At 66.0% G+C, this 22,224-nt stretch carries 26 protein-coding genes; 15 read left to right on the top strand and 11 right to left on the bottom strand.

Annotated elements, in window-relative coordinates; all coding sequences use genetic code 11:
• The first annotated feature begins 55 nt into the window (after positions 1-55).
• Genes ACIBI6_RS20140 through purH form a run of 3 tightly spaced genes read left to right on the top strand, consistent with a single transcriptional unit; the run spans position 56 to position 3,953 of the window.
• Positions 56-1,603 carry a DUF6350 family protein gene (locus ACIBI6_RS20140; RefSeq protein ID WP_396957312.1) on the top strand — a complete coding sequence of 516 codons (1,548 nt, stop codon included), beginning with the start codon at positions 56-58 and terminating at the stop codon, positions 1,601-1,603.
• A 59-nt stretch (positions 1,604-1,662) separates the two neighbouring features.
• The gene (gene purN / locus ACIBI6_RS20135; RefSeq protein WP_396957366.1) at positions 1,663-2,352 is read left to right on the top strand and encodes a phosphoribosylglycinamide formyltransferase; all 690 of its coding nucleotides are present in this window, start codon (positions 1,663-1,665) and stop codon (positions 2,350-2,352) included.
• Positions 2,349-3,953 carry a bifunctional phosphoribosylaminoimidazolecarboxamide formyltransferase/IMP cyclohydrolase gene (gene purH / locus ACIBI6_RS20130; protein WP_396957311.1) on the top strand — a complete coding sequence of 535 codons (1,605 nt, stop codon included), beginning with the start codon at positions 2,349-2,351 and terminating at the stop codon, positions 3,951-3,953. The genes purN and purH overlap by 4 nt, the downstream gene beginning before the upstream one ends.
• Before the next feature lie 47 nt (positions 3,954-4,000).
• On the opposite strand, the gene ACIBI6_RS20125 is transcribed toward purH, so the two are convergent.
• Positions 4,001-4,456: a hypothetical protein gene (locus ACIBI6_RS20125; RefSeq protein WP_364340957.1), complete on the bottom strand. Its 456-nt coding sequence runs from the start codon at positions 4,454-4,456 to the stop codon at positions 4,001-4,003.
• Between the two features lie 245 nt (positions 4,457-4,701).
• On the opposite strand from ACIBI6_RS20125, the gene ACIBI6_RS20120 reads away from it, so the two are divergent.
• On the top strand, positions 4,702-5,280 hold the full coding sequence (locus ACIBI6_RS20120; RefSeq protein WP_396957310.1) for a LysM peptidoglycan-binding domain-containing protein: 579 nt from the start codon (positions 4,702-4,704) through the stop codon (positions 5,278-5,280).
• Between the two features lie 72 nt (positions 5,281-5,352).
• Here the strand turns inward: ACIBI6_RS20120 and rpsR are convergent, their stop codons facing one another.
• Genes rpsR through rpmB form a run of 4 tightly spaced genes read right to left on the bottom strand, consistent with a single transcriptional unit; the run spans position 5,353 to position 6,363 of the window.
• Positions 5,353-5,607, bottom strand: coding sequence for a 30S ribosomal protein S18 (gene rpsR, locus ACIBI6_RS20115; RefSeq protein WP_040695439.1), 255 nt, complete (start codon positions 5,605-5,607; stop codon positions 5,353-5,355).
• 33 nt (positions 5,608-5,640) lie between these two features.
• Positions 5,641-5,946, bottom strand: a complete 306-nt coding sequence (rpsN, locus tag ACIBI6_RS20110; RefSeq protein ID WP_396957309.1) for a 30S ribosomal protein S14 — start codon at positions 5,944-5,946, stop codon at positions 5,641-5,643.
• Positions 5,946-6,116: a 50S ribosomal protein L33 gene (rpmG, locus tag ACIBI6_RS20105; RefSeq protein ID WP_364340964.1), complete on the bottom strand. Its 171-nt coding sequence runs from the start codon at positions 6,114-6,116 to the stop codon at positions 5,946-5,948. The genes rpsN and rpmG overlap by 1 nt, the downstream gene beginning before the upstream one ends.
• 10 nt (positions 6,117-6,126) lie before the next feature.
• Positions 6,127-6,363 carry a 50S ribosomal protein L28 gene (rpmB, locus tag ACIBI6_RS20100; protein WP_364340966.1) on the bottom strand — a complete coding sequence of 79 codons (237 nt, stop codon included), beginning with the start codon at positions 6,361-6,363 and terminating at the stop codon, positions 6,127-6,129.
• Positions 6,364-6,524: 161 nt separating this feature from the next.
• Here rpmB and mrf point away from each other — a divergent pair, with 161 nt between their 5' ends.
• From mrf to rpmF, 3 genes are read left to right on the top strand one after another with little or no spacing between them, the layout of a single operon-like run.
• A complete protein-coding gene (mrf, locus tag ACIBI6_RS20095) occupies positions 6,525-7,844 on the top strand; it encodes a ribosome hibernation factor-recruiting GTPase MRF (RefSeq protein ID WP_396957308.1) in 1,320 nt (439 codons plus the stop codon).
• Positions 7,841-8,131 carry a type B 50S ribosomal protein L31 gene (locus ACIBI6_RS20090; protein WP_364340970.1) on the top strand — a complete coding sequence of 97 codons (291 nt, stop codon included), beginning with the start codon at positions 7,841-7,843 and terminating at the stop codon, positions 8,129-8,131. The genes mrf and ACIBI6_RS20090 overlap by 4 nt, the downstream gene beginning before the upstream one ends.
• A gap of 1 nt (position 8,132) precedes the next feature.
• The gene (rpmF, locus tag ACIBI6_RS20085; RefSeq protein WP_364340972.1) at positions 8,133-8,306 is read left to right on the top strand and encodes a 50S ribosomal protein L32; all 174 of its coding nucleotides are present in this window, start codon (positions 8,133-8,135) and stop codon (positions 8,304-8,306) included.
• Positions 8,307-8,768: 462 nt separating this feature from the next.
• Here rpmF and ACIBI6_RS20080 read toward each other — a convergent pair whose 3' ends face one another.
• Positions 8,769-9,773, bottom strand: a complete 1,005-nt coding sequence (locus tag ACIBI6_RS20080) for a glycoside hydrolase domain-containing protein (protein ID WP_396957307.1) — start codon at positions 9,771-9,773, stop codon at positions 8,769-8,771.
• Between the two features lie 89 nt (positions 9,774-9,862).
• On the opposite strand from ACIBI6_RS20080, the gene ACIBI6_RS20075 reads away from it, so the two are divergent.
• Positions 9,863-10,234, top strand: a complete 372-nt coding sequence (locus ACIBI6_RS20075) for a VOC family protein (protein WP_396957306.1) — start codon at positions 9,863-9,865, stop codon at positions 10,232-10,234.
• 19 nt (positions 10,235-10,253) lie between these two features.
• Here the strand turns inward: ACIBI6_RS20075 and ACIBI6_RS20070 are convergent, their stop codons facing one another.
• The 5 genes from ACIBI6_RS20070 to ACIBI6_RS20050 all read right to left on the bottom strand — a co-directional run bounded on the left by ACIBI6_RS20070 (position 10,254) and on the right by ACIBI6_RS20050 (position 15,310).
• Positions 10,254-11,084: a hypothetical protein gene (locus ACIBI6_RS20070; RefSeq protein WP_396957305.1), complete on the bottom strand. Its 831-nt coding sequence runs from the start codon at positions 11,082-11,084 to the stop codon at positions 10,254-10,256.
• The gene (locus ACIBI6_RS20065) at positions 11,077-11,634 is read right to left on the bottom strand and encodes an ATP/GTP-binding protein (protein ID WP_364341355.1); all 558 of its coding nucleotides are present in this window, start codon (positions 11,632-11,634) and stop codon (positions 11,077-11,079) included. Before ACIBI6_RS20065 ends, ACIBI6_RS20070 begins: the two co-directional genes overlap by 8 nt.
• Before the next feature lie 88 nt (positions 11,635-11,722).
• Complete coding sequence (locus ACIBI6_RS20060) at positions 11,723-12,097, bottom strand: DUF742 domain-containing protein (protein WP_040695427.1); 375 nt, start codon at positions 12,095-12,097, stop codon at positions 11,723-11,725.
• A gap of 7 nt (positions 12,098-12,104) precedes the next feature.
• The gene (locus ACIBI6_RS20055) at positions 12,105-12,512 is read right to left on the bottom strand and encodes a roadblock/LC7 domain-containing protein (RefSeq protein WP_364340981.1); all 408 of its coding nucleotides are present in this window, start codon (positions 12,510-12,512) and stop codon (positions 12,105-12,107) included.
• Positions 12,509-15,310, bottom strand: a complete 2,802-nt coding sequence (locus tag ACIBI6_RS20050; protein WP_364340983.1) for an ATP-binding protein — start codon at positions 15,308-15,310, stop codon at positions 12,509-12,511. The genes ACIBI6_RS20055 and ACIBI6_RS20050 overlap by 4 nt, the downstream gene beginning before the upstream one ends.
• Before the next feature lie 359 nt (positions 15,311-15,669).
• Between ACIBI6_RS20050 and ACIBI6_RS20045 the strand changes: the two genes are divergently transcribed.
• The 7 genes from ACIBI6_RS20045 to ACIBI6_RS20015 all read left to right on the top strand — a co-directional run bounded on the left by ACIBI6_RS20045 (position 15,670) and on the right by ACIBI6_RS20015 (position 22,129).
• Positions 15,670-16,356 (top strand): response regulator transcription factor, encoded by a 687-nt coding sequence (locus ACIBI6_RS20045; protein WP_364340985.1) that lies wholly within the window; start codon positions 15,670-15,672, stop codon positions 16,354-16,356.
• 15 nt (positions 16,357-16,371) lie between these two features.
• Positions 16,372-17,844 (top strand): ATP-binding protein, encoded by a 1,473-nt coding sequence (locus ACIBI6_RS20040; RefSeq protein WP_396957304.1) that lies wholly within the window; start codon positions 16,372-16,374, stop codon positions 17,842-17,844.
• Between the two features lie 188 nt (positions 17,845-18,032).
• A complete protein-coding gene (locus tag ACIBI6_RS20035) occupies positions 18,033-19,457 on the top strand; it encodes a S1C family serine protease (RefSeq protein WP_396957303.1) in 1,425 nt (474 codons plus the stop codon).
• An 80-nt stretch (positions 19,458-19,537) separates the two neighbouring features.
• Positions 19,538-20,032, top strand: coding sequence for a molybdenum cofactor biosynthesis protein B (locus tag ACIBI6_RS20030; protein WP_157187336.1), 495 nt, complete (start codon positions 19,538-19,540; stop codon positions 20,030-20,032).
• A complete protein-coding gene (locus ACIBI6_RS20025; protein WP_083898204.1) occupies positions 20,033-20,218 on the top strand; it encodes a hypothetical protein in 186 nt (61 codons plus the stop codon).
• 505 nt (positions 20,219-20,723) lie between these two features.
• Positions 20,724-21,398: an MspA family porin gene (locus ACIBI6_RS20020; RefSeq protein WP_364340992.1), complete on the top strand. Its 675-nt coding sequence runs from the start codon at positions 20,724-20,726 to the stop codon at positions 21,396-21,398.
• Between the two features lie 62 nt (positions 21,399-21,460).
• Entirely contained in the window at positions 21,461-22,129 is a 669-nt protein-coding gene (locus ACIBI6_RS20015) for an MspA family porin (protein ID WP_364340994.1), read from the top strand.
• The last annotated feature ends 95 nt before the right edge of the window (positions 22,130-22,224 follow it).

Raw genomic sequence — 22,224 nt, 5'->3', positions numbered from 1 at the left:
CCGGGTCGGCGCGCCTGACCCGCTCGCGCCGGGGGAGCTGCCACGCTGAATTTCCATGAGCTCCTCGAGATCCTCTCTTGTTCGCCGGACCGCCGAGTCCCGCGGCGCGCCGGAACGTTCGGCGCGGAGCGACCGATCGACGCCGCGCACAGCCGCGGACGTTTTCGACGAGGCCGGATTTCTATCGCTGACCCCCGAGCGCGCCCGCGTGCTGCTCCTGGTTGCCGCCCGGCCGACGACCTACGCGCTCGTCGCCGTCGTCGTTCTCATGCTCGCCGCCCTGCTGTCCTCGGGCAGCAACCTGGCCGGTACTTCGGGCGCGATCGCCGCGGGTTGGCTTGCGGCACACCAGGTTCCGATGGTGATCGGCAAAACTTCACTCGAACTCCTACCGCTGCTGCCCACCGGCCTGCTGGTCTGGCTGACGGCCCGGGATTGTGCTCGCGCGGTCGAACCGGACAGTTCGCGCGCGGATCTCGGTTGGCTCGTCGGTGCGGCGCTGGCCGGACCGCTGCTGGTCACGGCCGTCTGTCTGGCGGTCGCTGAGGACGCCTCCGGTGTGGTCGCGTTGCAGCCGCCGAATACGCTCGCCGCCTTCGGCTGGGTCGGCGCCGTACACCTGGTCGGTGCGGCCGGTGGCATCGCCAGCCGGAACCGGCGTCGGCTGTTCACCGCGGCGCGGCTGCCGGACTGGGCGGTCGCGGGCATCTTCGGTGCCGGCCGAACGGTGGTGCGCCTGCTGGCCTGCGCCGCCGCGATCGTCATCGTGTCCTTCTTCGCGCACTGGTCGCGCATCGGTGACACCTTTCACGCCGCAGGCAATGCGGCCGGGGTGCTCGGGCTGATCCTGCTCTCTCTGGCGTATCTGCCGAATGTGGTGGTCGCGACGGTCGGTGTGCTCCTCGGCTCCGGCGCACACTTCGGGGATGCGTCGATCAGCGTGTTTTCCGTTGTCGGCGGCCCGATTCCGGGCGTTCCGCTCATGGCGGTGGTGCCGACCGGCCCGGCCGAAGGCTGGTGGCCGCTGCTGCTGTTGATTCCGGCCGCGGTGGGTGTGCTCGGCGGGCTCGATATCGGACGGACCTCGCACGATCGTGCCGCCGCACCGTGGGCGACTTTGAGCTCGGCGGCGCTCGCCACCGTGGGTTTGGTGCTACTCGGCGTGGTCGCGGGCGGTGACCTCGGGACCTTCGGCTACCTGGGGCTCAACCCGATCTTCGCGGCGGTGACCTTCGGGTGGTTGGCCGTAGCCGGATACGTGGGTCTGATGTTCGCGCGCTGGTTCGTCGTTCCCATCGGCGCACCCGTGACCGCGTACAACGACGATTACGACGAGTTCTACGACGACAGTGACCACTACGACGATCATTACGAGGACGATCACTACGTCGATTACGACGACTACGACGATGAATACGAGGACGACGAATACGAGGACGACGTCGATCCCGACTTCGAGGTGGAACTCGAGGGCGAACTGGTCGAGGAGCACATCGCCATCGCCACCTCGGGCGCCGCGGGCAGCAATACCGTGCCCGACATCGTCGATGCCGAAGTGGTCGAGGCGGACCTGCCGGAAAGTGACCGGGTGGACGGTCGTTAGGCTCTACCCGGCGGTGTAATACCGCCTCCGCCATTCGACCGAACCGCAGGAGTGGACCGCTGAGCTCACCCACCTCGCCGACTGCCGCCCCCCAGCCGTCTTCGAATGCCCCGTGGGTGCCGAGCGCGACCCCGGCAACCGTCGTCGTGCTGGCCTCCGGCACCGGTTCTCTGCTGCGCGCCCTCATCGAGGCCGCCGCCGCTCCGGAGTATCCGGCGACCGTCGTCGCCGTCGGGGTCGATCGCGTCTGCCAGGCCACCGAACACGCGGCCGTCGCGGGGATTCCGGCCTTCCGGATGGCAGTGCGGGACTTCCCCGATCGCGCCGCCTGGGATGTCGCGCTGACCGATGCGGTCGCCGCCTACGAACCCGACCTGGTGGTCTCGGCCGGATTCATGAAGATTCTCGGCCCGGTCTTCCTGGCCCGCTACGGCGGCCGGATCATCAATACCCACCCTGCGCTGCTGCCCGCATTCCCGGGCGCGCACGGGGTTCGCGACGCACTCGCCTATGGGGTGAAGGTCACCGGTTCGACCGTGCACCTGGTCGATTCCGGCATCGATACCGGGCCGATCCTGGCTCAGGAGCCGGTACCGGTGCTCGACGATGACGACGAGGCCACGCTGCACGAGCGCATCAAGGTTGTCGAGCGACGGTTGCTGGCGGAGGTTGTCGCCGCCGTCGCAACCAGAGGCATTGTCTCCGACGGACGAAAGGCAGTAATTCCAGATGAGCGGGTACTTCGGTGAGTGAGCGGAGCGAACGGCAAATCGACCCAGCTGAGCGCAAGGGGATTCACAGGGCGCTGATCAGCGTCTACGACAAGACCGGGCTCATCGAGCTCGCGACTGGGCTGAACGCCGCTGGCGTCGAATTGGTCTCCACCGGATCGACCGCGGGCAAGATCGCCGATGCGGGCATTCCGGTGACCAAGGTCGAGGATCTGACCGGATTCCCGGAGACCCTGGACGGCCGGGTCAAGACTCTGCACCCGCGGGTGCACGCGGGCATCCTCGCCGATACCCGCAAGGCAGAACATGTCGATCAGCTGGTCGAACTCGGTGTCGAGGCATTCCAGCTCGTGGTGGTGAATCTGTACCCGTTCACCCAGACCGTGGCCAGCGGCGCGAGCAATGACGAATGCGTCGAGCAGATCGATATCGGCGGTCCGTCCATGGTGCGTGCGGCCGCCAAGAACCACCCGTCGGTCGCGGTGGTCGTCGACAGCGGCGACTACGATGACGTACTCGCCGCGGTGCAGGCGGGCGGCTTCACCCTGTCGGAGCGGACCGCGTTGGCGGCCAAGGCTTTTCAGCACACCGCGAGCTATGACGTCGCGGTCGCGAGTTGGATGACGAGCGTGCTCGCCCCCGCCACCGAGCCGAATGAGACTGCGGCACAGCAGTTCCCGAGCTGGATCGGTGGCTCCTGGGAGCGCACCTCGGTGCTGCGCTACGGCGAGAACCCGCATCAGGCTGCCGCGCTGTACACCCAGAACGACGGCAGCCGGGGCCTGGCGCAGGCAAAGCAGTTGCACGGCAAGGAAATGTCGTACAACAACTACACCGATGCCGATGCCGCCTGGCGCGCCGCCTACGACCATGCCGCGCCCGCGGTCGCGATCATCAAGCACGCCAACCCCTGCGGCATCGCGATCGGCTCGGATCTCGCCGAGGCCCACCGCAAGGCACACGCATGCGATCCGGTGAGCGCCTACGGCGGTGTGATCGCGGCCAACGGTGAGATCACCGTGGAGATGGCCGAACAGGTCGCCGAGATCTTCACCGAGGTGATCGTCGCACCGTCCTATGCCGACGGCGCCGTCGAGGTTTTGCAGCGCAAGAAGAATGTGCGCATCCTGGTCGCCGAGCCGCCGCGGCGCGCCGGTGCTGAGCTGCGCCCCATCAGCGGCGGCGCACTGATGCAGAGCCGCGATATCCTCGACGCCCCCGGCGACAACCCGGAGAACTGGACCCTGGTGGCGGGCGAGGCAGCCGATGCCGAAACCCTCGCCGATCTCGAATTCGCTTGGCGGGCCTGCCGTGCCGTGAAGTCCAATGCGATCCTGCTGGCCCACGACGGAGCCTCGGTCGGTGTCGGCATGGGCCAGGTCAACCGGGTCGATGCGGTCGGTCTCGCGGTGCAGCGCGCCGGTGACCGGGCCAAGGGGTCGGTCGCCGCATCGGATGCGTTCTTCCCGTTCTCCGACGGTCCGCAGCAGCTCATCCAGGCCGGTATCCGGGCTATCGTGCAGCCCGGCGGTTCGGTCCGCGACCAGGACACTATCGACCTGGCCCGCGAAGCTGGCGTCACCCTCTACCTGACGGGCTCTCGCCACTTCGCCCACTGAGTTACCCCTGAAGCGGGCGGAGACTACCGGCTCCCGCCCGCTCCGGTCTAGACCGCGCTGAGCACCTGTCGAGTTCCGACGGGTGCCTTCAGCGGCACTTCGAGGGTGCCGAAAACCGCGATCATAGTGCACATTCGGCCGACGGCATCGGCCCTCGTACCGGAGCGCAGTTCCACGGTGACCGTTGAATCGGTCTCGGTCACGCCGGCATCAACGCCGTAGCACTCCGGCGATCCGATCTCGAAGTTGACGGCGATCCGATCATCGGCCACCCGTGACCAGGACGTGAACGGAATCGGATGTGCGCCAACGATCGTCGGATCGGCGACGAACATCCGGCCCGCGTCGGCGGGTGTACCCTCGGTCGGCGTACTCTTCGCCGCACTGGTGGTCGTCTTCTGTTGTGTCCCACCGTTATCGGAGCCACCGCACGCGGTGACGGCGAGGCCGACGAACAATGCGACGGCGACTGCGGCGGGCCGAACTCGCGACATCCGATACATACCGACCACCCTAAACGACGCGCCGACGCCTCGAGTCGAGCCGTACCAGCAAATCAGGAAAATTGTCGGTTGGATTGTGCGACAAGATGATAGAGCGATGAAGCCCACACAGTGAACATTCTGCTAAGCCTGCGCGTAATACCTCCGCACCGCCCGCTCGCCCAGTAGATTCGGGGGCCGATGCGCGCCGAGCGGCACGCATCGAGTCGAAATGCTTGGCACAGTAAACCTTCGAAAGGAAGAACGTGGGCGACACGCTGCGCGTTGGTGAAGAACTCGGGCTCGGCCAGACTCTGGTCGGCGGTGCGTACACCCTTACCCTGCAGCCCGACGGCAATCTGGTGTTGTCGGAACCGGATGGAAATGTCGTGTGGTCCACCCTGACTCACGATCAAGGTGTCGAGCGGGCCGTGCTGCAGGAGGACGGCAACTTCGTGCTCTACAAGGGCGAGGGTGCCGCCTGGGCCACCGAAACCAATGGCCGGGAAGCGGACCGGCTGACCGTACAGGCCGACCGCAATGTGGTGCTGTACGGCAAGGACGGCAGCGCGCTGTGGGCCTCGGACACCCAGACCGACAACCCGCTGCCCGCCCCGGAGCCGGAGCCCCAGCCGGTTGCCGAGCAGGTCGCCGAGCCCGTCGCCGAAGAGGTTCCGCCCCCGCCGCCGGCCGTACAGACCTACACGGTCGAGCCGGGCGACACCCTGTGGGCGATCGCCGAGCGCTTCTATGGCGACGGCAACCGCTATCAGGAGATTGCCGACGCCAGCGGTATCGGCAACCCGGATGCCATCAACCCCGGCCAGGTGCTGACCATCCCGTAACACTCACCGTGACGAGTTGACGACGAAGGGCCCCGAGGCTGCGTCAGCTTCGGGGCCCTTCCGCGTCGGTGTCTATCGGCTTGTGAACGGCAAAAGTGCCATCTCGCGGGCATTCTTCACCGCGACGGCGACCTGGCGCTGCTGCTGCGGGGTGAGTCCGGTGACCCGGCGGCTGCGGATCTTGCCGCGGTCGGAGATGAAGGTGCGCAGCAGGTTGACGTCCTTGTAATCGACCGTCTCGACGCCCGCCGCGATCAGCGGGTTCTTCTTCGGGCGACGGGCCTGCTCGGCGCGAACCTTCTTAGAGGGTGCTCGCTTGACTGCCATGTGACGGGTTTCCTTCTCGAGATCAGTGGTGGTCTACCAGCTCGATTTATGCACACCGGGGAGTTCACCCCGATGGGCCATCTCGCGCACACGTACCCGGGAAAGTCCGAACTTCCGGAGATGACCGCGCGGTCGTCCGTCCGCGACGTCCCGATTGCGCAATCGTACCGGACTGGCATCGCGGGGCAGGCGCTGTAGCGCGGACTGTGCCGCGGCGCGGTCTTCCTCGGGGGTGCTCGGCTTGCGGATCAACTCCGCGAGCTCCGCGCGCCGCGCCGCATGCCGGGCGACGATCTGTTTGCGCTGCTCATTGCGGGCGATCTTCGACTTCTTGGCCATCAGCGCTCCTCGCGGAACTCGACGTGCTTGCGCACTACCGGATCGTATTTGCGCAACACCATGCGGTCCGGATCGTTGCGCCGGTTCTTCCGTGTGACGTACGTATATCCGGTTCCCGCAGTGGATTTCAGCTTGATGATCGGCCGGATCTCGGTCGATTTCGAGGCCATGGTGCTCCCGTCAGATCTTGTCGCCGCGGGCTCGGATGCGAGCCACCACGGCCTCGATCCCATCCCGGTCGATGGTCTTGATGCCCTTGGCGGAGACGTTCAGCGTGATGCGCCGGTCCTCGCTGGGCAGGTAGTAGGTCTTGCGCTGGATATTGGGATTCCAGCGCCGGCTCGTCCGCTTGTGCGAGTGCGATACGGACTTGCCGAATCCCGGTTTGCGCCCGGTGACGTGGCAGTGGGCCGGCATGCGGACTCCTTCCAGTATTTGACAATCATTTTCGACAACAGCCGATCGACAATGTACCGTTGCTTGACGGCAAATGAAAATCATTTCCGATATGGCGGATCGGCACGTGTACTCACCGAGGCCGCCGCACATGCCGAATTGGATACCGAAAGGGGTGCCGCGTGGAACCCGACCTACTCCCACCCGGGAGGCAGTCCGACCGGAGAACGCCCGTCGTGGTGCTCGCCGGATGCTCCGGAGCCGCCGCCGCGGGTGTGGCACGGTTGGCCGCCGCACTGTGCGAGACACCGGGCACCGTCACCATCCGCCACGACCTCAGTGGACTCGGTGAAGGCATCGTGCATCGCACGGTGCGCATCGGCGAGCAGGAGACCGCGACCGTGCTCGAATTGGCGCACGGCTGCGTCTCATGCACCCTGCGCATCGATCTGCTGCCGCTGCTGTGCGTGCTCGCTGCCCGTGAATCGGTGGATCGCATTGTGCTGGAACTGGATTCGGCCTTCGAGGCGGAAGCGGTATGCCAGGCGATCGAGAATATCGACGTCACCGGTGTGGTCGGTCGCGTCAACGGCCCCGCCGGTCGAGATGTGCGGGTCGAGGCCGTCCTCACCTGTGTGGACGCGCGAATCTGGTTGGCCGATGCCACCAGCGAGGACACCCTTGCCGAGCGCGGACTCGCGACCGCCGAGGACGACCGGACCGTGGCCCAGGTTGCGGTCGGTCAGGTCGAATTCGCGGATGCCGTTGTGGCACACGGCGATACCGGCGACCCGATCGATCGGGCTCGCCTCGCCGCGGTGCTTTCCCGGCTCGTGCCCGAAGCGCCGGTGGCCTGGATCGACGATATCGATCTGCTCGACTCAGCCGATATCGAGGCATTGCTCGCGCGCATCCCGGCCCAGTCGCGGCGCGGCCGCGTCTTCGATGCCCACGCGCCGCTGCTGCGCGGCCAGCCGCCGCTCGGCGCCGAATGCGGTGTCGTCCTTGTCGAATTCGCCGCGAGCCGCCCATTCCATCCGGCCCGCCTGCACGAGGCCCTCGACGTGCTCTTCGACGGAGTCGTGACCGCGCGTGGCCGGATATGGCTGGCCACCCAGCCGAACGAGGTGGTGTGGCTGGAATCGGCGGGCGGTGGATTGCGCGTAGGAGGCGCCGGATCGTGGCTGGCCGCCATGAGTCCGAGCGAGTTGGAACAGGCCGACCCTACGCGTCGGGCCATGGCCGCACTGCGCTGGGACGAGCAGTTCGGCGACCGCGACATTTCCCTGGTCATCCTGGCCCACGACGCGGACCCGGCCGAGATTCGGCGGGCCCTGCACTGGGCGCTGGTCGAGGACGACGAACTGCGCCTGGTGGAACGCGCACCCGAGCGGGTCGCGCAATGGGAGGACCCCTTCGGCGAATGGCATGCCGACCCCTGCGAACCTACCGGCCTGCCGATCGACGGCCAGGCGAAAAGCCCGAGAGGAGAAGCGAAATGAAGACTGGCCGAAAAAGCGTCACAAGCCATCCGGACTACCACCCGGTGGTGTTCGAGGATTCGAGCACCGGAAAGCGGTTCCTGACCCGATCCACCGCCAGCAGCGCCCGCACCGTCGAGTGGGAGGACGGCAATACCTACCCGCTGCTGGTCGTGGACGTCACCTCCGATTCGCACCCGTTCTGGACCGGCGCGCACCGCGTGCTGGATACCCAGGGCCGGGTGGAGAAGTTCGAGCGCAAATACGGCAAGCGGGCCTCGTCCCGGCCCGTACGAGGGGAGGGCTGACATGGCGGTGCCCAAGCGCAGGATGTCGCGGTCGAATACCCGCAGCCGCCGCTCGCAGTGGAAGGCGACCCCACCGGCCCTGGTGCCGGTCAGTGTCGGTGGGGTCGTACACAAAGTGCCGCGCCGGCTGGTGCAGGCGGTGAAACGCGGACTCGTTGATCTAGAGCGACTTTGATGCCTGCGTAAGCACTACGAAGCTCGTCTCACGAGCGGCCCGTCTTGCGTTCGAGCCTTGTCGAGCACCACGTTTACGGTCATGCGAACTCCTTCGTACGAACCGGTATGTGCAAGCTGACGGTAACTCGCGCGCTGCTGGGTGGGACTGAACGCGCAGGGTCGATGGTCGATCGACCAGAACGGCTCGATGCCGGTCTCGGATCGGAACCGCTCGACAGCGTGGCAATCGGAGAGCTATCCATGTGATGCATGTCACGTGGCGATTTTCTATTTCTGTGATTGCGATGCGGTAGCTCATTGATCAATTACGTACTGTGAGTTGGTTTTTCGTGTCCGTAAAAGTCCTGGCGCAGTGATGATTTCGTGCTCTCGCGCCGGTACCCTCATCCAGGAGGGCGGGTTCTCGGAACCCCGGTTCACCGAATCTCCGAGAACCCGCTCATCGCCAAACTTCCGGCAGCTAAGCCGATTTCCCCACTTCCCGGTTACCGGGCAAACCTGGCAAGTCCGACAATAGGGACTCCAGCCGGGCCAGATGCTCACCCACGAAATCGGCCGGCCCCTCGATCAGTGAGAGCGGCCACGGCCAATGCGGCCCTGCCAACCGCTTGACCTCCTCGACCAGATCCGCGGTGGTCGCTTCGAGTTCGCTGATCTCCGTGCGCAATTCGCCGACTTGCGTACGCAAATCGGCCGATTCGTCCTCCAGCTCCTTGATCCGCTGCAGCGCCGCCGCCACACCATCGACCAGGGTGCGATGGCGGCCCTGGGTATCGGTGCCGAGCTGCGGCCAACCGGACAACTCCGGACCGCGCAGCTGGATCTGGATATCGCGCAGCACTGCCTCTTGTTCCGGCGTCACATCCGGTTCCTCCTGTACGAAGTCCCACTGGCCGAAATCTATTGTCTCGGACTCATTTACATCGCAGAGCACGCCGCCGACAACCACCTGCCGCAATGTTTGATGGATATTGCGCCTGGTCTCCACATTGGTGCCCGACCAGGCGTCGGTCTGCCACGACCAGGCCGCGACGCCCGCGTCCAGTGCCCGGCTGATCGACCAGAAACCGCCGTAGATACCCACATTCGCGGCGCCGAGCACGGTGGCCGCGCCTTCGAGATAGCCATTGATCGCCATCTGGTCCTGCGGCGCCGAATCGAAATCCGCGGAGAAGTAAATCGGCCGGTCCGAGCGCCCGCCACAGCGCAGCACCTGCGCCAAACCCGCACGGGCATCGATGATTCCGGCGCCGTAGCCGTCCAGCATCCTGGCCGCGGTCGTCTCCCAGTTCGACACGATGGAGATGCCGTTGGCCCGCAGGTCATCGGCCTCGGCGGGGGTCAATTGCTTGCCGGGTAGGGTCGGACCGCCCTCGGAGAGGTAGCGCACGACGAAATCGAAACCGGCCGCTCGGACGGCCGCGCCGCCGGGACGGCCCGCTGCGTAGTCCAGCCCCAAACGCATATCAGTAACTGTAGGGGGTGTCGGCGGCCGAAATCGGCGGCATCGCCGAACCCGCCAAAACCGTCGGTGCCCGGTGGTCGACTGGGTCCGTGGAGGTGCCTATTCATCCGGCCAAGAAGTTCTACAGCGACGTATTCGGCTTCAGCTACACCGAATTCGACTTCGGCGACGCCGGGTACGTGGTGTTCACACCGCCGACCAGAACCGAGGGCGTCGGTGGCATCGCCGACGAGTCCGGTAAGCACGCCGACGGTATGCCCTCGTACTGGCTGGTGTGGTTCCAGCACGACGACGTGGACGCGGGGGTGGCGAAGACCACGGAATTGGGTGGCCGGGTGCTACAGGCGATAGCGGATTCACCCGCCGGACGCTCGGCCGTAATCGCCGGTCCGCAGGGCGAGGCGATCGGCATCATCGATCCGAGTAAGGCCGTCGGAGAGATGCCCGCACCCAAGGCCTGACCAGCGAGCTCCAGCCGGTTCAGCGCACCGACTGGAACTCGGACCGATCCGAACGCAGCTCGGCCCGGCGCTTGGCCTCGAGCGCCGCCGCCGTCTCGCGCCGGTCCGGTGCGATCAGCACCGCACTGATCGGAACCGTCAGCGCGAGCGATCCGATAACGAACATGGGAAAGACGAACTCGAACAGGGTGAGTCCGTCCGGTGCCTTCGCGGTGGTATCGATGTTCGGATCGAGGGCCGCGACCCCGGCGTAGTACATGCCCGCCACACCGGCGGCGAACAGCAGTACCGTGGCCGCTCGCGCGAGCAGGCCATGCAGCGCCTGGAATGACCACAACGTGCCCACACCGGTGATCAGCGCGATCACCAGCGCGACCGCCGCGAGCCACGGGGAGATATCGACCGAACCCTGGATGCGGATGGACCCGAGTCCCAGATACAGGGTGAGGCCGATGCCGAACCCCATGACCAGGCCGCCCGGAATAAGCCGGGCCAGTTGCAGCCGACGGCCGATGACGATCAGCGCGACGAATACCGCCACGAACGACGTCACCATGGCCGCGATCATCTTGCCGCCATCGAAGCGCGCAGCGGTACCCGAAATATCGAGGCCGAGCAGCGCGACCGAGGTCGACAGCCAGGCCCCGACCCCGCCGAGCGCCACCGCGGCCGAGGTCACCCACACCAACCGAAACCGGGACGAACGCGCCGCGTGCAGTATGCATGCCAGGCCGACCACGGCGCCGAGCACCGAAACACCGAAGGAAAGTGCGGCGACCCAGTACCCCATCGAGAACTGGTCCACCGCAGCGCCGTTGTCCGCCGCAGCGAACAACCGGACGTCATGCATGTCGGGCGGTTCCTTCCAATTCGAGCGCCTTCAGTTGGGCGATCGCGTATTCGGTGACGGCCGCCAGCGCTTGGCGGACCTCCATGGCATTGCGCGCGTCGATATCCACGATGGGCACCCCCTCGCGCACCGAAAGCGCCTCGCGCAGTTCGGCGATCGGGAAGCGCGGCGCATCCGGGAACCGGTTGACCGCGATCAGGAACGGCAGGTTGCGCGCCTCGAAGAAGTCGACCGCGGCGAAGCTATCTTCCAGTCGCCGGGTGTCGATGAGCACCACCGCGCCGATGGCGCCGCGGATCAGGTCGTCCCACATGAACCAGAAGCGGCGCTGGCCGGGCGTACCGAACAGGTACAGCACCAGGTTGCCCGGCAGGATGATGCGGCCGAAATCCATGGCGACCGTGGTTGTTTCCTTATCCGGGGTATCGGCGAGATCGTCGATACCGTCGGAGAAGCGGGTCACCATGGCCTCGGTGCGTAGTGGGACGATCTCCGATACCGCGCCGACGAAAGTCGTCTTACCCGCGCCGAAGCCGCCCGCGACCACGATCTTGGTCGAGGCGACGCGAGTATCGGCATCGGCGGGTCCGGCGGTGCCGGATCCGGAGTTGCCGGGCTGCCCGTAATTTCCGCCTTGCCTATAGGGCACGGAGTCCACGCAAAGTCCTCTCCATAAGGGAACGGCGCTCGTCGAAGCTCGCCTCGTCGGTCAGGGTCGAATGCACGCGCAGCGCGCCGTCGACGACGAGGTCACCGACCATGACCCGGACCATGCCGAGCGGTCGATCCAGGTGGGCGGCGATCTCGGCGACCGACAGCCGGTGCGTGCCGAGCCGCAGGATCTCGGTGCGCAGATCGCCCGCCGGCCAGTCGAGATGCGCAGTGTACGACAGGGTTTCGATAACCGCTTCGAGCGGTAGGTCGACCGCGGGTTCGGTACGCCCGGAGGTCAGGGCGTACGGTCTGACGCGGGTGGTCGGCCGGTTCGGTCCGTGGCCGAATGGACTCGACATCGTTGGATCAGACGGCTGTCCGGGCGGTGGCCGTGACCACCGTGCCCACACGGTCGACGAGCAGTGCCATTTCGTAGCCGATCCGGCCGATATCGTGCGACTTGTTGGCGAGCACGGCCAGGTGCGACCCGTTGCCGACGCTCATCACCAACAGGTAGCCGCGCTGCATCTCCACGATCGACTGCATCACCTTCCCGCCGTCGAACAGCGATGCCGCTCCGGTGGACAGGCTGGCCAGACCCGCGGTCACCGCAGAAAGCTGTTCGGCGCGGTCCGCGGGTAGATTCGGACTGGTCGCCTGCAGCAGACCGTCCGCGGTCACCAGCACCGCATGCGACACCCCGGGCACATCCTTGGTGAAGCGGGCAACCAGCCAGTTGAGGTTCTCGTCCGTGGTGCTGTTCGGGTTGGTCATACAAGCCCTCCGTCGTTGTACTGCGCTTCGGCCCGCCCGCTGCGGACCCCACTGAGATGCCTGGTCAGGTTGTTCCGGATCTCCTCCGGATCGCGTATGCCGGGTTCCTCGACCGGCGCGAGGCCGCCGGGCACCAATTGCGCTCCGGGCCTGCGGATCGGCAGTCCGCCGACGGTACGGGCCTCGGCGGTCGGATGACTGGCCTGTTCGGCGGCCGTCCAGCCCGCATCGGCGGGGGAGGACCATGCCGACGGCGCGGTTTGCGACGTCGCGGGTTCGACCAACCACTCCGAGACCATCCGCTGATAGATCGGCGTGGGCGATTCGCCCTGCACGGGCTGTAGTCGGGTCGAGGTATTGGTCGCGGTTTCGGCCGAGACCGGCTGTAGTCGAGTCGAGGTCTGCTCGGGTTCGGTTGCGGCGGCCGGTCTTCTGGTCGGCAGCGACGGCCGTAGGGTCGGCTGTTGGCCGGTCGGGTACGGCTCGGCCGGCTCGTGGGAGACGATCGGGTTCGATCCGGTGTTCATCGGTTCGTCGGGTTGTTCGGCCCACAGATCGGTGACCGCGCCGAGGGGCACCTGCGGTTCCACATCGACGACCGAATTCGGTCCGGTGGCAGGCTCATCCGTCGGAGTCGGCGGCCCGAACGGTGCGCTGCGGGACCGGTCGTGCTCGCCGCGACGGCCGCTCGGATTCTCCGCGAATACGTCGACCGAGGTTTCGGTATGATCGTCGCCGGGTATTGGTACCTCAGGCGCGTCGGCAACGCGCATGGTCGGACGACGTTGTGGCAGACCGGAACTGGTGACCCCGAACCGGGATGGCTCACGCTGCGGCAGGCTCGGCACCGGCACCAGCGTGCGCGGCGGCTGCTGTTGCGAGGGGGCGGGCAGTGCGGCCATGGTCTGCGACTCGATGGCCCGCTGGTTCGGATCGGTCGCATCCAGGGGCGGCGCGACAAGTGCGCCGGGCAGGTGCACGCTTGCGGTGATGCCGGGCTGCTGTGCCATGGTCGAGGTGCGACGCAGGTTCACCGTGATGGTATGTCGCTTGGCGAGTCGGCCGACGACGAAAAGGCCCATGCGGCGGGCGGTTTCGACGGTGACCTCACCACCGGAGGCGAGCCGGTCATTGGTGAGCTGCAGATCCTCCAGCGACATGCCGAGGCCGCGGTCGGTGATCTCGATCAGGTAGCCGCCGTCGACCGCGCGCGCCACCATCACCGCGACCGGGGTGGTCGGCGGGGAGTAGCGCAGCGCGTTATCGATCAGTTCGGCCAGCAGATGTTCGATATCGACCGCGGGCTCACCGGCGACGATGCCGTCGGGCACCGCGCCGATTTCGACCCGCTGGTAGTCCTCCACCTGGGAGACCGCACTCCAGAGCATGTCCGATAGCGGCACCGGATGTAGTTGTCCGCGGCGCAGTGCGGTACCGGCGAGCACCAGCAGGTTGTCGCCGTTGCGGCGCATGCGGGTGGCGAGGTGGTCGAGGCGGAACAGGCTTTGTAGTCGTTCGGCATTGTCCTCGTCGTGTTCCAGATCCTCGATCAGCGACAGCTGCTGTTCGACCAGGGATTGACTACGGCGGGAAAGGGTTTCGAACATATTCCCGATCTGCAATCGCAGTCGGGCCTGATCGGCGGCGAGATTCAGCGCCTGCTCGTGGATTTCGTCGACGGCGCGGGCCAGCTGGCCGACCTCGTCGGTGGTGTGCACGCCGACCGGGGTGATCTCTGGGGTGGCGCCACCGCTGCGCACGACTGCGAGCTCGTCTGGCAGTTTGACATGCGCGACCTCGAGCGCGTCGCGACGCAGCCTGCGCACCGGGACGACCAGGGTGCGCGCGACGGCCAGCGCCAGCGCCAGACCGGCCAGCAGCATGCCGATGACGATCGTGGTCTCGCGCAGCGCACCGGTCTGCGCCTCGGTGGTCCGATGCGCCAGTGCTCTATCGATGGTGCCGGCCAGGGAATTGGTGGTCTTCTCGTAGGTGTCCGAGCTGATCTGTAGTGAATCCAGTACGGCCGGATTCGATGTCGGATCCCCGCCGTTCTGACTGAATGCGCCGAGGCGGATGCCGACCGCGTCCAGCAGTGGCCGCATATTCGGCGCATTGTCCGGCAGGATGATGCCGTAGGTATTGATCATGGTCATCTCGGCGCCGGCGGAGGTGAGCACCTTCGCGCGCACGCTCGGATTGTGGGCGGCATCGGGGGAGCCGACCATCATGCGCTGCTGGGTGAGCACGCGGCGAGCGTTCTGGATCGCGCCGATCTGCAGGAAGTAGCGCTGGATGACGAGGTCCTCGACCGAGGGCGAGAGGGCGTAGGCGTTGCCGATGCGAACCGCGATCTCATCGGCCTGCTCACCGACCATCATCGGCGATCCGTTGCGCAGGCTATTACGCATGGTGGTGCCGGTGGCGACAGCCGAGGCCAATTCGGAGGTGACCCGGGTGCTCACCTTGGTCGTGCGCATTCCGGCCTCGAGATCGGCGAGTGCCTGATCGAATTTCGTCAATGCCGCGTCGGTCGCCGGATCCGCGGTGTTACCCCAGGAGGCGGTCGCCGCGACCGCGAGTTGTTCGGTGGCCGTTCCGAACTTGACGATCGGGCGAATGATGATGACCTGTTCGGTCGCCGCATCCAACTGGGACATGGTGCGCAGTTCGTTGTTGATACGGAGCACGGCGAAGACGGTGGCCAGCAGCACGGGCAGGACCAGCACGATGCCAACCTTGCGAGTGACCGACCAGTTGGACAGACTGAATTGCCAGGACCGCGGTGCAGCTTCCATCCGCTTCCGTTGCCTCCGCTTCACGAGCTTGCACGTGTGCCCCCGGATGGCGCGTGGCTGTTCGGTTTTGATTCAACCCGCTGAGAACCAACTAGAGGTCTTCTTTTTACCGCAGGGAACATACCGCGCAGAGTGACTAACGGCAATCTGGGGCAGTCGCTCTGTAATTCACTCGAATATGGCTACTCAGAACGGGTTTCGGTGCCCAAAACGGTTGCCGGTTTCCGTCGAGATCTGTACGTGATCACAAACGTGCTGGTCGCTCGTCCAGCCCCTAGTGGGCCGCATCGATGCTGGGCACGGCGTGTCGAGCGGCGCGCTCTCAGTGGACTCTCAGTCGATGCGGTCAAACTGGGGGCATGCGCATTCTGGTAGTCGACGACGATCGTGCCGTCCGGGAATCGCTGCGCCGGTCACTGACCTTCAACGGCTACTCCGTAGAGCTCGCGGTCGACGGTGTGGACGCGCTGGAGAAAGCAACCACGCAGCGACCGGATGCCCTCGTACTCGACGTGATGATGCCCCGGATGGATGGGCTCGAAGTTTGCCGACGCTTGCGCAGCACCGGAGACGATCTGCCGATTCTGGTTTTGACGGCGCGGGATTCGGTTTCCGAACGGGTAGCCGGACTCGATGCCGGTGCCGATGACTATTTGCCGAAACCATTCGCGCTCGAGGAATTGCTGGCCCGATTGCGCGCGTTGTTGCGCCGCCGGGCCGCCGATCCCGGCGAGGTTTCCGAGACCATGACGTTCGCCGATCTGTCGCTGGATCCGGTGACCCGCGAGGTGACCCGTGGCGACCGGTCGATCAGCCTCACCCGCACCGAGTTCTCACTGCTGGAAATGCTGATGGCGAATCCGCGCCGAGTGCTGACCCGCAGCCGCATCCTCGAAGAGGTCTGGGGTTACGACTTCCCGACGTCCGGCAATGCGCTCGAGGTCTATATCGGCTACCTGCGCCGCAAGACCGAGGCCGAGGGCGAGGCCCGGCTCATCCACACCGTGCGCGGTGTCGGCTACGTGCTGCGCGAAACACCCCCGTAGGCGAGTCGACATCCCATGGCCAGAACCAATCCCAAGCGACAAGTTGTCGCGGCGCTCGGCGCATATCCCCCGGAACCGCCGGATATGCGCCCGCCCATGCCACTGACCAGATCGGTCTCCCTGCGCTGGCGGGTCACCCTGCTCGCGGCCTCGGTGGTCGCCATCGCGGTGGCCGTCACCTCGATCGCCGCCTATGCCATGGTGGCGCGCGCCTTGAATGCCGATGTGGATGCTCAGCTGAAGGCGCGCGCGAACACCATGATCAACAATAATTTCGACAGTTTGGGTTTTCAGTCGATCGTGCTGGCCGGCCTGTACTCCAATGATGTCGGAGTTGCGCTGATATACGCGAAAGACAAGGCGTATATGCCACCGCAGCAAACGATTCCACCGGTCGGCACCCAGGAACTCGCGGTCGCAAACGGTGAGTTGCCGTCGTCACTACGTACGGTGAGTAATCAGCGGGTACTTGCGGTGCCGACGCATTCCGGTGCGACGTTGGTCATCTCGCAGCGGCTGCAACCGACCCGCGAGGTATTGGACCGGTTGGCCTGGTTGTTGTTCGTCGTCGGCGGTTGTGGCGTTGTGCTGGCGGCGGCGGCGGGTACCGCGGTCGGCCGCACCGGGCTGCGCCCGATCGGACGGCTCACCGCGGCGACCGAACGGGTCGCCCGCACCGACGATCTGACACCTATTCCGGTGACGGGTGACGATGAACTCGCGAGGCTCACAGAGAGCTTCAACACAATGTTGCGCGCACTCGCCGAATCGCGCGGTCGGCAACGTCGATTGGTCGCCGACGCCGGACATGAATTGCGCACGCCGCTGACATCGCTGCGCACCAATATGGAATTGCTTATCGCCTCCAGTCGCCCTGGTGCGCCGCAGATTCCGGAGCAGGATATGGCCGAGCTGCGTGCCGATGTGATGGCTCAGATCGAGGAACTGTCGACCCTGGTCGGCGATCTGGTCGATTTGGCTCGCGAGGACGCACCCGAAACCGTTTATGAACGAGTGGATCTCGGCGAGGTGGCCGAGCGTGCGCTGGAGCGGGCCCGGCGTCGCCGCGGTTCCATCGAGTTCGCCGCGCAGTTGCAGCCCTGGTTCGTATACGGCCATGAGGCCGGCCTGGAGCGAGCGATTCTGAATGTGCTCGACAATGCCGCCAAGTGGAGTCCGGCGGGCGCGCAGGTGAAGGTCACCATGCGGGAAACCGGTCGGGGATTGCTCGAGCTCGATGTCGACGACGCCGGACCCGGCATTCCGAGCGCCGAGCGCGAGCTGGTGTTCGACCGTTTCTATCGGACCACGGCATCGCGTTCCATGCCTGGTTCGGGGCTCGGCCTGGCGATCGTCAAACAGGTGGTGACCAAGCACGGCGGCACGATCACCATCGAGACCTCCGAGCGCGGCGGCGCCTTGGTCCGGATCGTGTTGCCGGGTGCGGCGACCATGCTCGACGGGGCCGTCGATTCCGTAACCGATTGACGCCCTTCGAGACCCGGCCGTGATACCGCAGCGCAATGCGTGTTGGCGCCTCGGTCCGTATGGTATTGCCGAGTGAAGGTGGGAAGGCCGGTTCCGGTCCGTTCGCCGATATCTCGGAAAACTGAAAGCGGGGTCTCAGTTCGCTCTCAGTCGTCGTCGCCAAGCTGGTCGGAGACGTAAGGAGAAAAATGACCGAGGATTCCAAGGAAGGCGTGACGCCGCAGCCGGATCACGCCGATACCGCGCCCGGTCCGCATCCGACCCAGGAGATCCCGGTCGTTGCGCCGGGCCAGTCCTACGCGCGGTCCGGATACGGGCCTCAGGAACCGACACCACATCCAACGATCTGGCAGCAACGCATGTCGCAGAATCCGACTCAGCAGTTCCCGGGGCCCGAAGCCGGCCCGGAATACGCCCAGCCGTCCTACGCGCCGCCGCGCCCACCCGGCGGGCCGTATCCCGGCGCCGCATTCGCCGCCGAGCCGCAGCCCGAACCCGCCCGCCGCCCGGTCCGCACCGGCCTGGTCGTCGGCGCGCTCGCGCTCGCACTCGTCAGCGGTGGCGTCGGTGGCGCGGTCGGCTCGCTGGTCACCCGGACCGATAACGGGCACGCCACGGTGACCAATGCGCTGGACGCACCGAAGCCCAATGTCAGCAATGTCGCCAACGCACCGGCCGGCTCCACCCAGGCGGTGGCACAGAAGGTGCTGCCGAGTGTGGTGATGATCAAGGTCGCCAGCAACCGCGCACAGGGCGAGGGCTCCGGTGTGGTGCTGTCCTCCGACGGTCTGATCCTGACCAATAACCATGTCGCCTCCGGCGGTGGCGCCAACGCCAAAATGGAGGTCGCCTTCGCCGACGGCACCACCGCACCCGCCACACTGGTCGGCGCCGATCCGGTCTCCGATCTGGCCGTCATCAAGGTGCAGGGCAAGGACGGACTGACCCCGATCGAACTGGGTAGCTCGTCGAATCTAGCGGTCGGCCAGCCGGTCATCGCTATCGGCTCGCCGCTCGGGCTGGCCGGCACGGTGACCACGGGCATCGTCTCGGCACTCAACCGTCCGGTCTCGACCAACGGTGAGGGCACCCCCAGCCAGGTGCAGCCGGTCATCGACGCGGTCCAGACCGACGCCGCGATCAACCCGGGCAACTCCGGTGGCGCGCTGGTCGACGCCAGCGGCAAACTCATCGGCATCAATACCGCCATCGCGAGCCTCGGCGGCAGCGAGGCGACCGGTCAGCAGAGCGGTTCCATCGGCCTCGGCTTCGCCATCCCGGTCGATCAAGCCCGCCGGGTTGCCGACGAACTGATCAAGACCGGTCACGCCACCTACGCCCAGATCGGCATCAAACTGCGCCCGCAGGACTCCGCGGCACGGGTGCTGGAGGCGACGCCGGACGGTCCGGCCGCCAAGGCGGGCATTCCTGCCAATGCCATCATCACCAAGGTGGACAGCCGCACCATCGACTCGGGTGACGCACTCATCGCCGCGGTCCGTTCTCATCAGCCTGGAGACAAGGTGAAGGTCACCTACACCGATGAACAAGGTAACAACCCCAAGACAGTCGACGTGACGCTCTCCGGTGCGGCCGCGGACGGTGGCCGATGATGCGGGTGCTGCCCGGCGGATTGTCGGCACGACCGGGAGCCGACGCCCACCTCGTCGATCTGGACGCTACGGTTACCAACATGGAAATCGATGCTCCTGTCGCGGGGCGTGCTCTGGTGGTGGTCGTCGACGATCGAACGGCGCATGGAGGTGTGGACTCGCTCGGGCCGCTGGTCACCGAGCTGCTCACCGAGGCGGGTTTCCTGGTGGACGCTTCGGTATCGGTGCAGGCCGATGAGGTGGAGATCCGCAATGCGCTCAACACCGCGGTGATCGGCGGTGTCGACCTGGTCATCTCCGTCGGCGGCACCGGTATGTCCCCGCGCGATGTCACCCCGGAGGCCACCTCGCAGGTGCTCGACCGGGAACTGCCCGGAATCAGCGAGGCGCTGCGTTCCTCGGGGCGCGTCGCCGGTTCGCTCGATGCCGGCCTCTCGCGCGGTCTGGCCGGAATCTCCGGCAGCACACTGGTGGTAAACCTGCCGGGCAGCCGGGCCGCGGTCCGCGACGGCATGGCAACCCTCGGTCCGCTCGCCAGCCGAGTGATCGGCGAGCTGTCCGGATTGGCGGAATAAATTACCGCCGCGGACTCCTCCGACGACCCTCGTCCGGCGACACGCCGGGCGAGGGATGCGGCGCGTCTGGCAAAAATTTTCGGTGAGGTCCTTCCGGAGACAACCGGTGACGAGCGCGGCGACGAGACCGAATCGTTATCGGACGACTGGCTCCGGTCGCAGGTCCCACCCCATCACGGCTCCTGACCCATCTACGGTCCGGCCACGTACCATCGTTCGCGGTTGCGCCTACATCCACCGTGAATTCCTCACGGTGAGGTTTGCTAGACCTTCAAGTACGGTGCTGTCTCGTAGTTACCGACGGCATCGTTGCGACTGCGGCCGCCTTTTGGAGTTGCTCGGCTGGCGCTTCGTTCCTGTTTATGCACGTCAAGCAATATGAGCATTTGAGACGGTGTGAGCTAGATCACATTGATCTTAACGAAAACTTACGTTGCCAGACCGTTACTGGTCGGTTTAATCTCGCCACGAGCCACCCACGCTGCTGGACCTCGCGGGCCCGGGTGCGGCACGTACGTTTGTCGACTCGGCGGAACTCGGCTCGGTTCCGATGCCAGCACTGACCGTTGCGCCGAAATAACAGCCGGTTACACATCGGCAACAATCGGGGCACAAACTGAGCTGGGCCTGAGAGGACCAACGTCCAGCCTCGATGGTCGAGGTTGACTGTTAGAACCTGATGAGGGGAAGTATGAGCGAGAACCGCACCAACGGTCTGCGCCGCGGTGCCCGGATCGCGGGCGTCGGCGCTGCCGCGGCCGTGGCCATGGGCCTGCTTTCGACCGGTGCTGCCAATGCCGATACCTTCGTGCCGTTGCCGGACGGCCAGAAGAACGGCCCCGACGTGACGCTCGCCCGAACCGGTGAGCACGCCCTGATTTCGCCTTCGTTGGCAGCCAACGGTGCCGGCCGTGTGGTCTGGGTTTCGGGCAACGCCGTCGCGGATGTGAACGTTACGCCGGAAGGCACTGTCGGCCCGAACAACGGCGCCTCCGGTGCTCCCGGTACCAACAACTCCTCCACCCACGGCGCATCACAGCTGAGCACCGGCTACATCGTCGGCTGCCAGGTCAGCATCGCCAGCGACGCCATCTCGGCCGGTCTGTCCGGCGGTATCAACCTCTCGGGCGGTTCGCTCGGCGGTTCGATCGGCCTCAACCTCGGCCCGGGTGAAGTCAAGTTCGTGCAGATCGACTACAAGGACATTCTGAAGCCGGGTCGCTACTCGGTCGAGTACCAGGATGCCGAGATCGAGATCCAGGGCTGCGCGGGCTACGCCCAGGCGCGTGCCTACACCGTCGTCGAGATCATCGGTGACCACTACTCGAAGACCACCCTCTACGGGCAGCCGTTCAGCATCGGCTGACGTCGGTCAATCCACGAATATTCTTCTCGCTCAAGCGAATCAACCCTCGAGGGATTATTAGCATGATCAACCGTAAGAACGTGGCACGGGTGGCCGGTGTCGGCGCCGCTGCCACTGTCGCTCTTGGCCTGTTCTCCACCGGCGCCGCGAACGCCGATACCTTTGTGCCGCTGCCGGGTGGCTCGATTACCAAGACGCTGTCCGACGGCACCGTCGTCACCATCAGCCTGACCGGCGAATCCGCCAACATCAACCCGTCCATGGGCTCGACCCCGCTGCACCGCAATGCGTGGGTTTCGGGTAGCGCTCAGGTCTCGGTATCCGGTGACGGCGGCGGCTCGATCTTCCCGGGCTACACCGTCGGCTGCCAGGTGAACATCTCCGGTGGCGGTGCCACCGGAGGTGTCGAGGGCACTGCGGACTGGAGTGGTGACACCGTTACCGGTGGTGTCGGCGCGACCAGTGGTGCAAACCTCACCCTCGGCCCCGGCCAGTCGCAGTCGTTCTACGTGCTCGATCTCGAGCAGGCCGACGACTTCGGCAATGAGGCGCACAAGAAGCGCAATAAGTTCAAGAACGGCAGTGGCTCGGTCACCTGGGCCGATGAGACCATCGGTCTGACCGGCTGTGGTGGCTACGCGCAGGCGCGGGCCTTCGTCAGCGTCGAGGTGGAGACCGACAACGTCATCACCTGGACCACTCTGTGGGGCCAGCCGTTCAGCCTCGGCTGATCGGCAGGGGCATCGCCCCCTGAAAACCCGAGCGGGCTCGTCGCATTCGCGGCGGGCCCGTTTTCGTGATGAAACCCCTTAGCGCCCAGCCAAAT

The organism is Nocardia sp. NPDC050412 (assembly GCF_044458825.1).
Taxonomy (GTDB): domain Bacteria; phylum Actinomycetota; class Actinomycetes; order Mycobacteriales; family Mycobacteriaceae; genus Nocardia.
The sequence above is the reverse complement of the archived record's forward strand: the minus strand, read 5'-3'. Positions and strand labels throughout refer to the sequence as shown.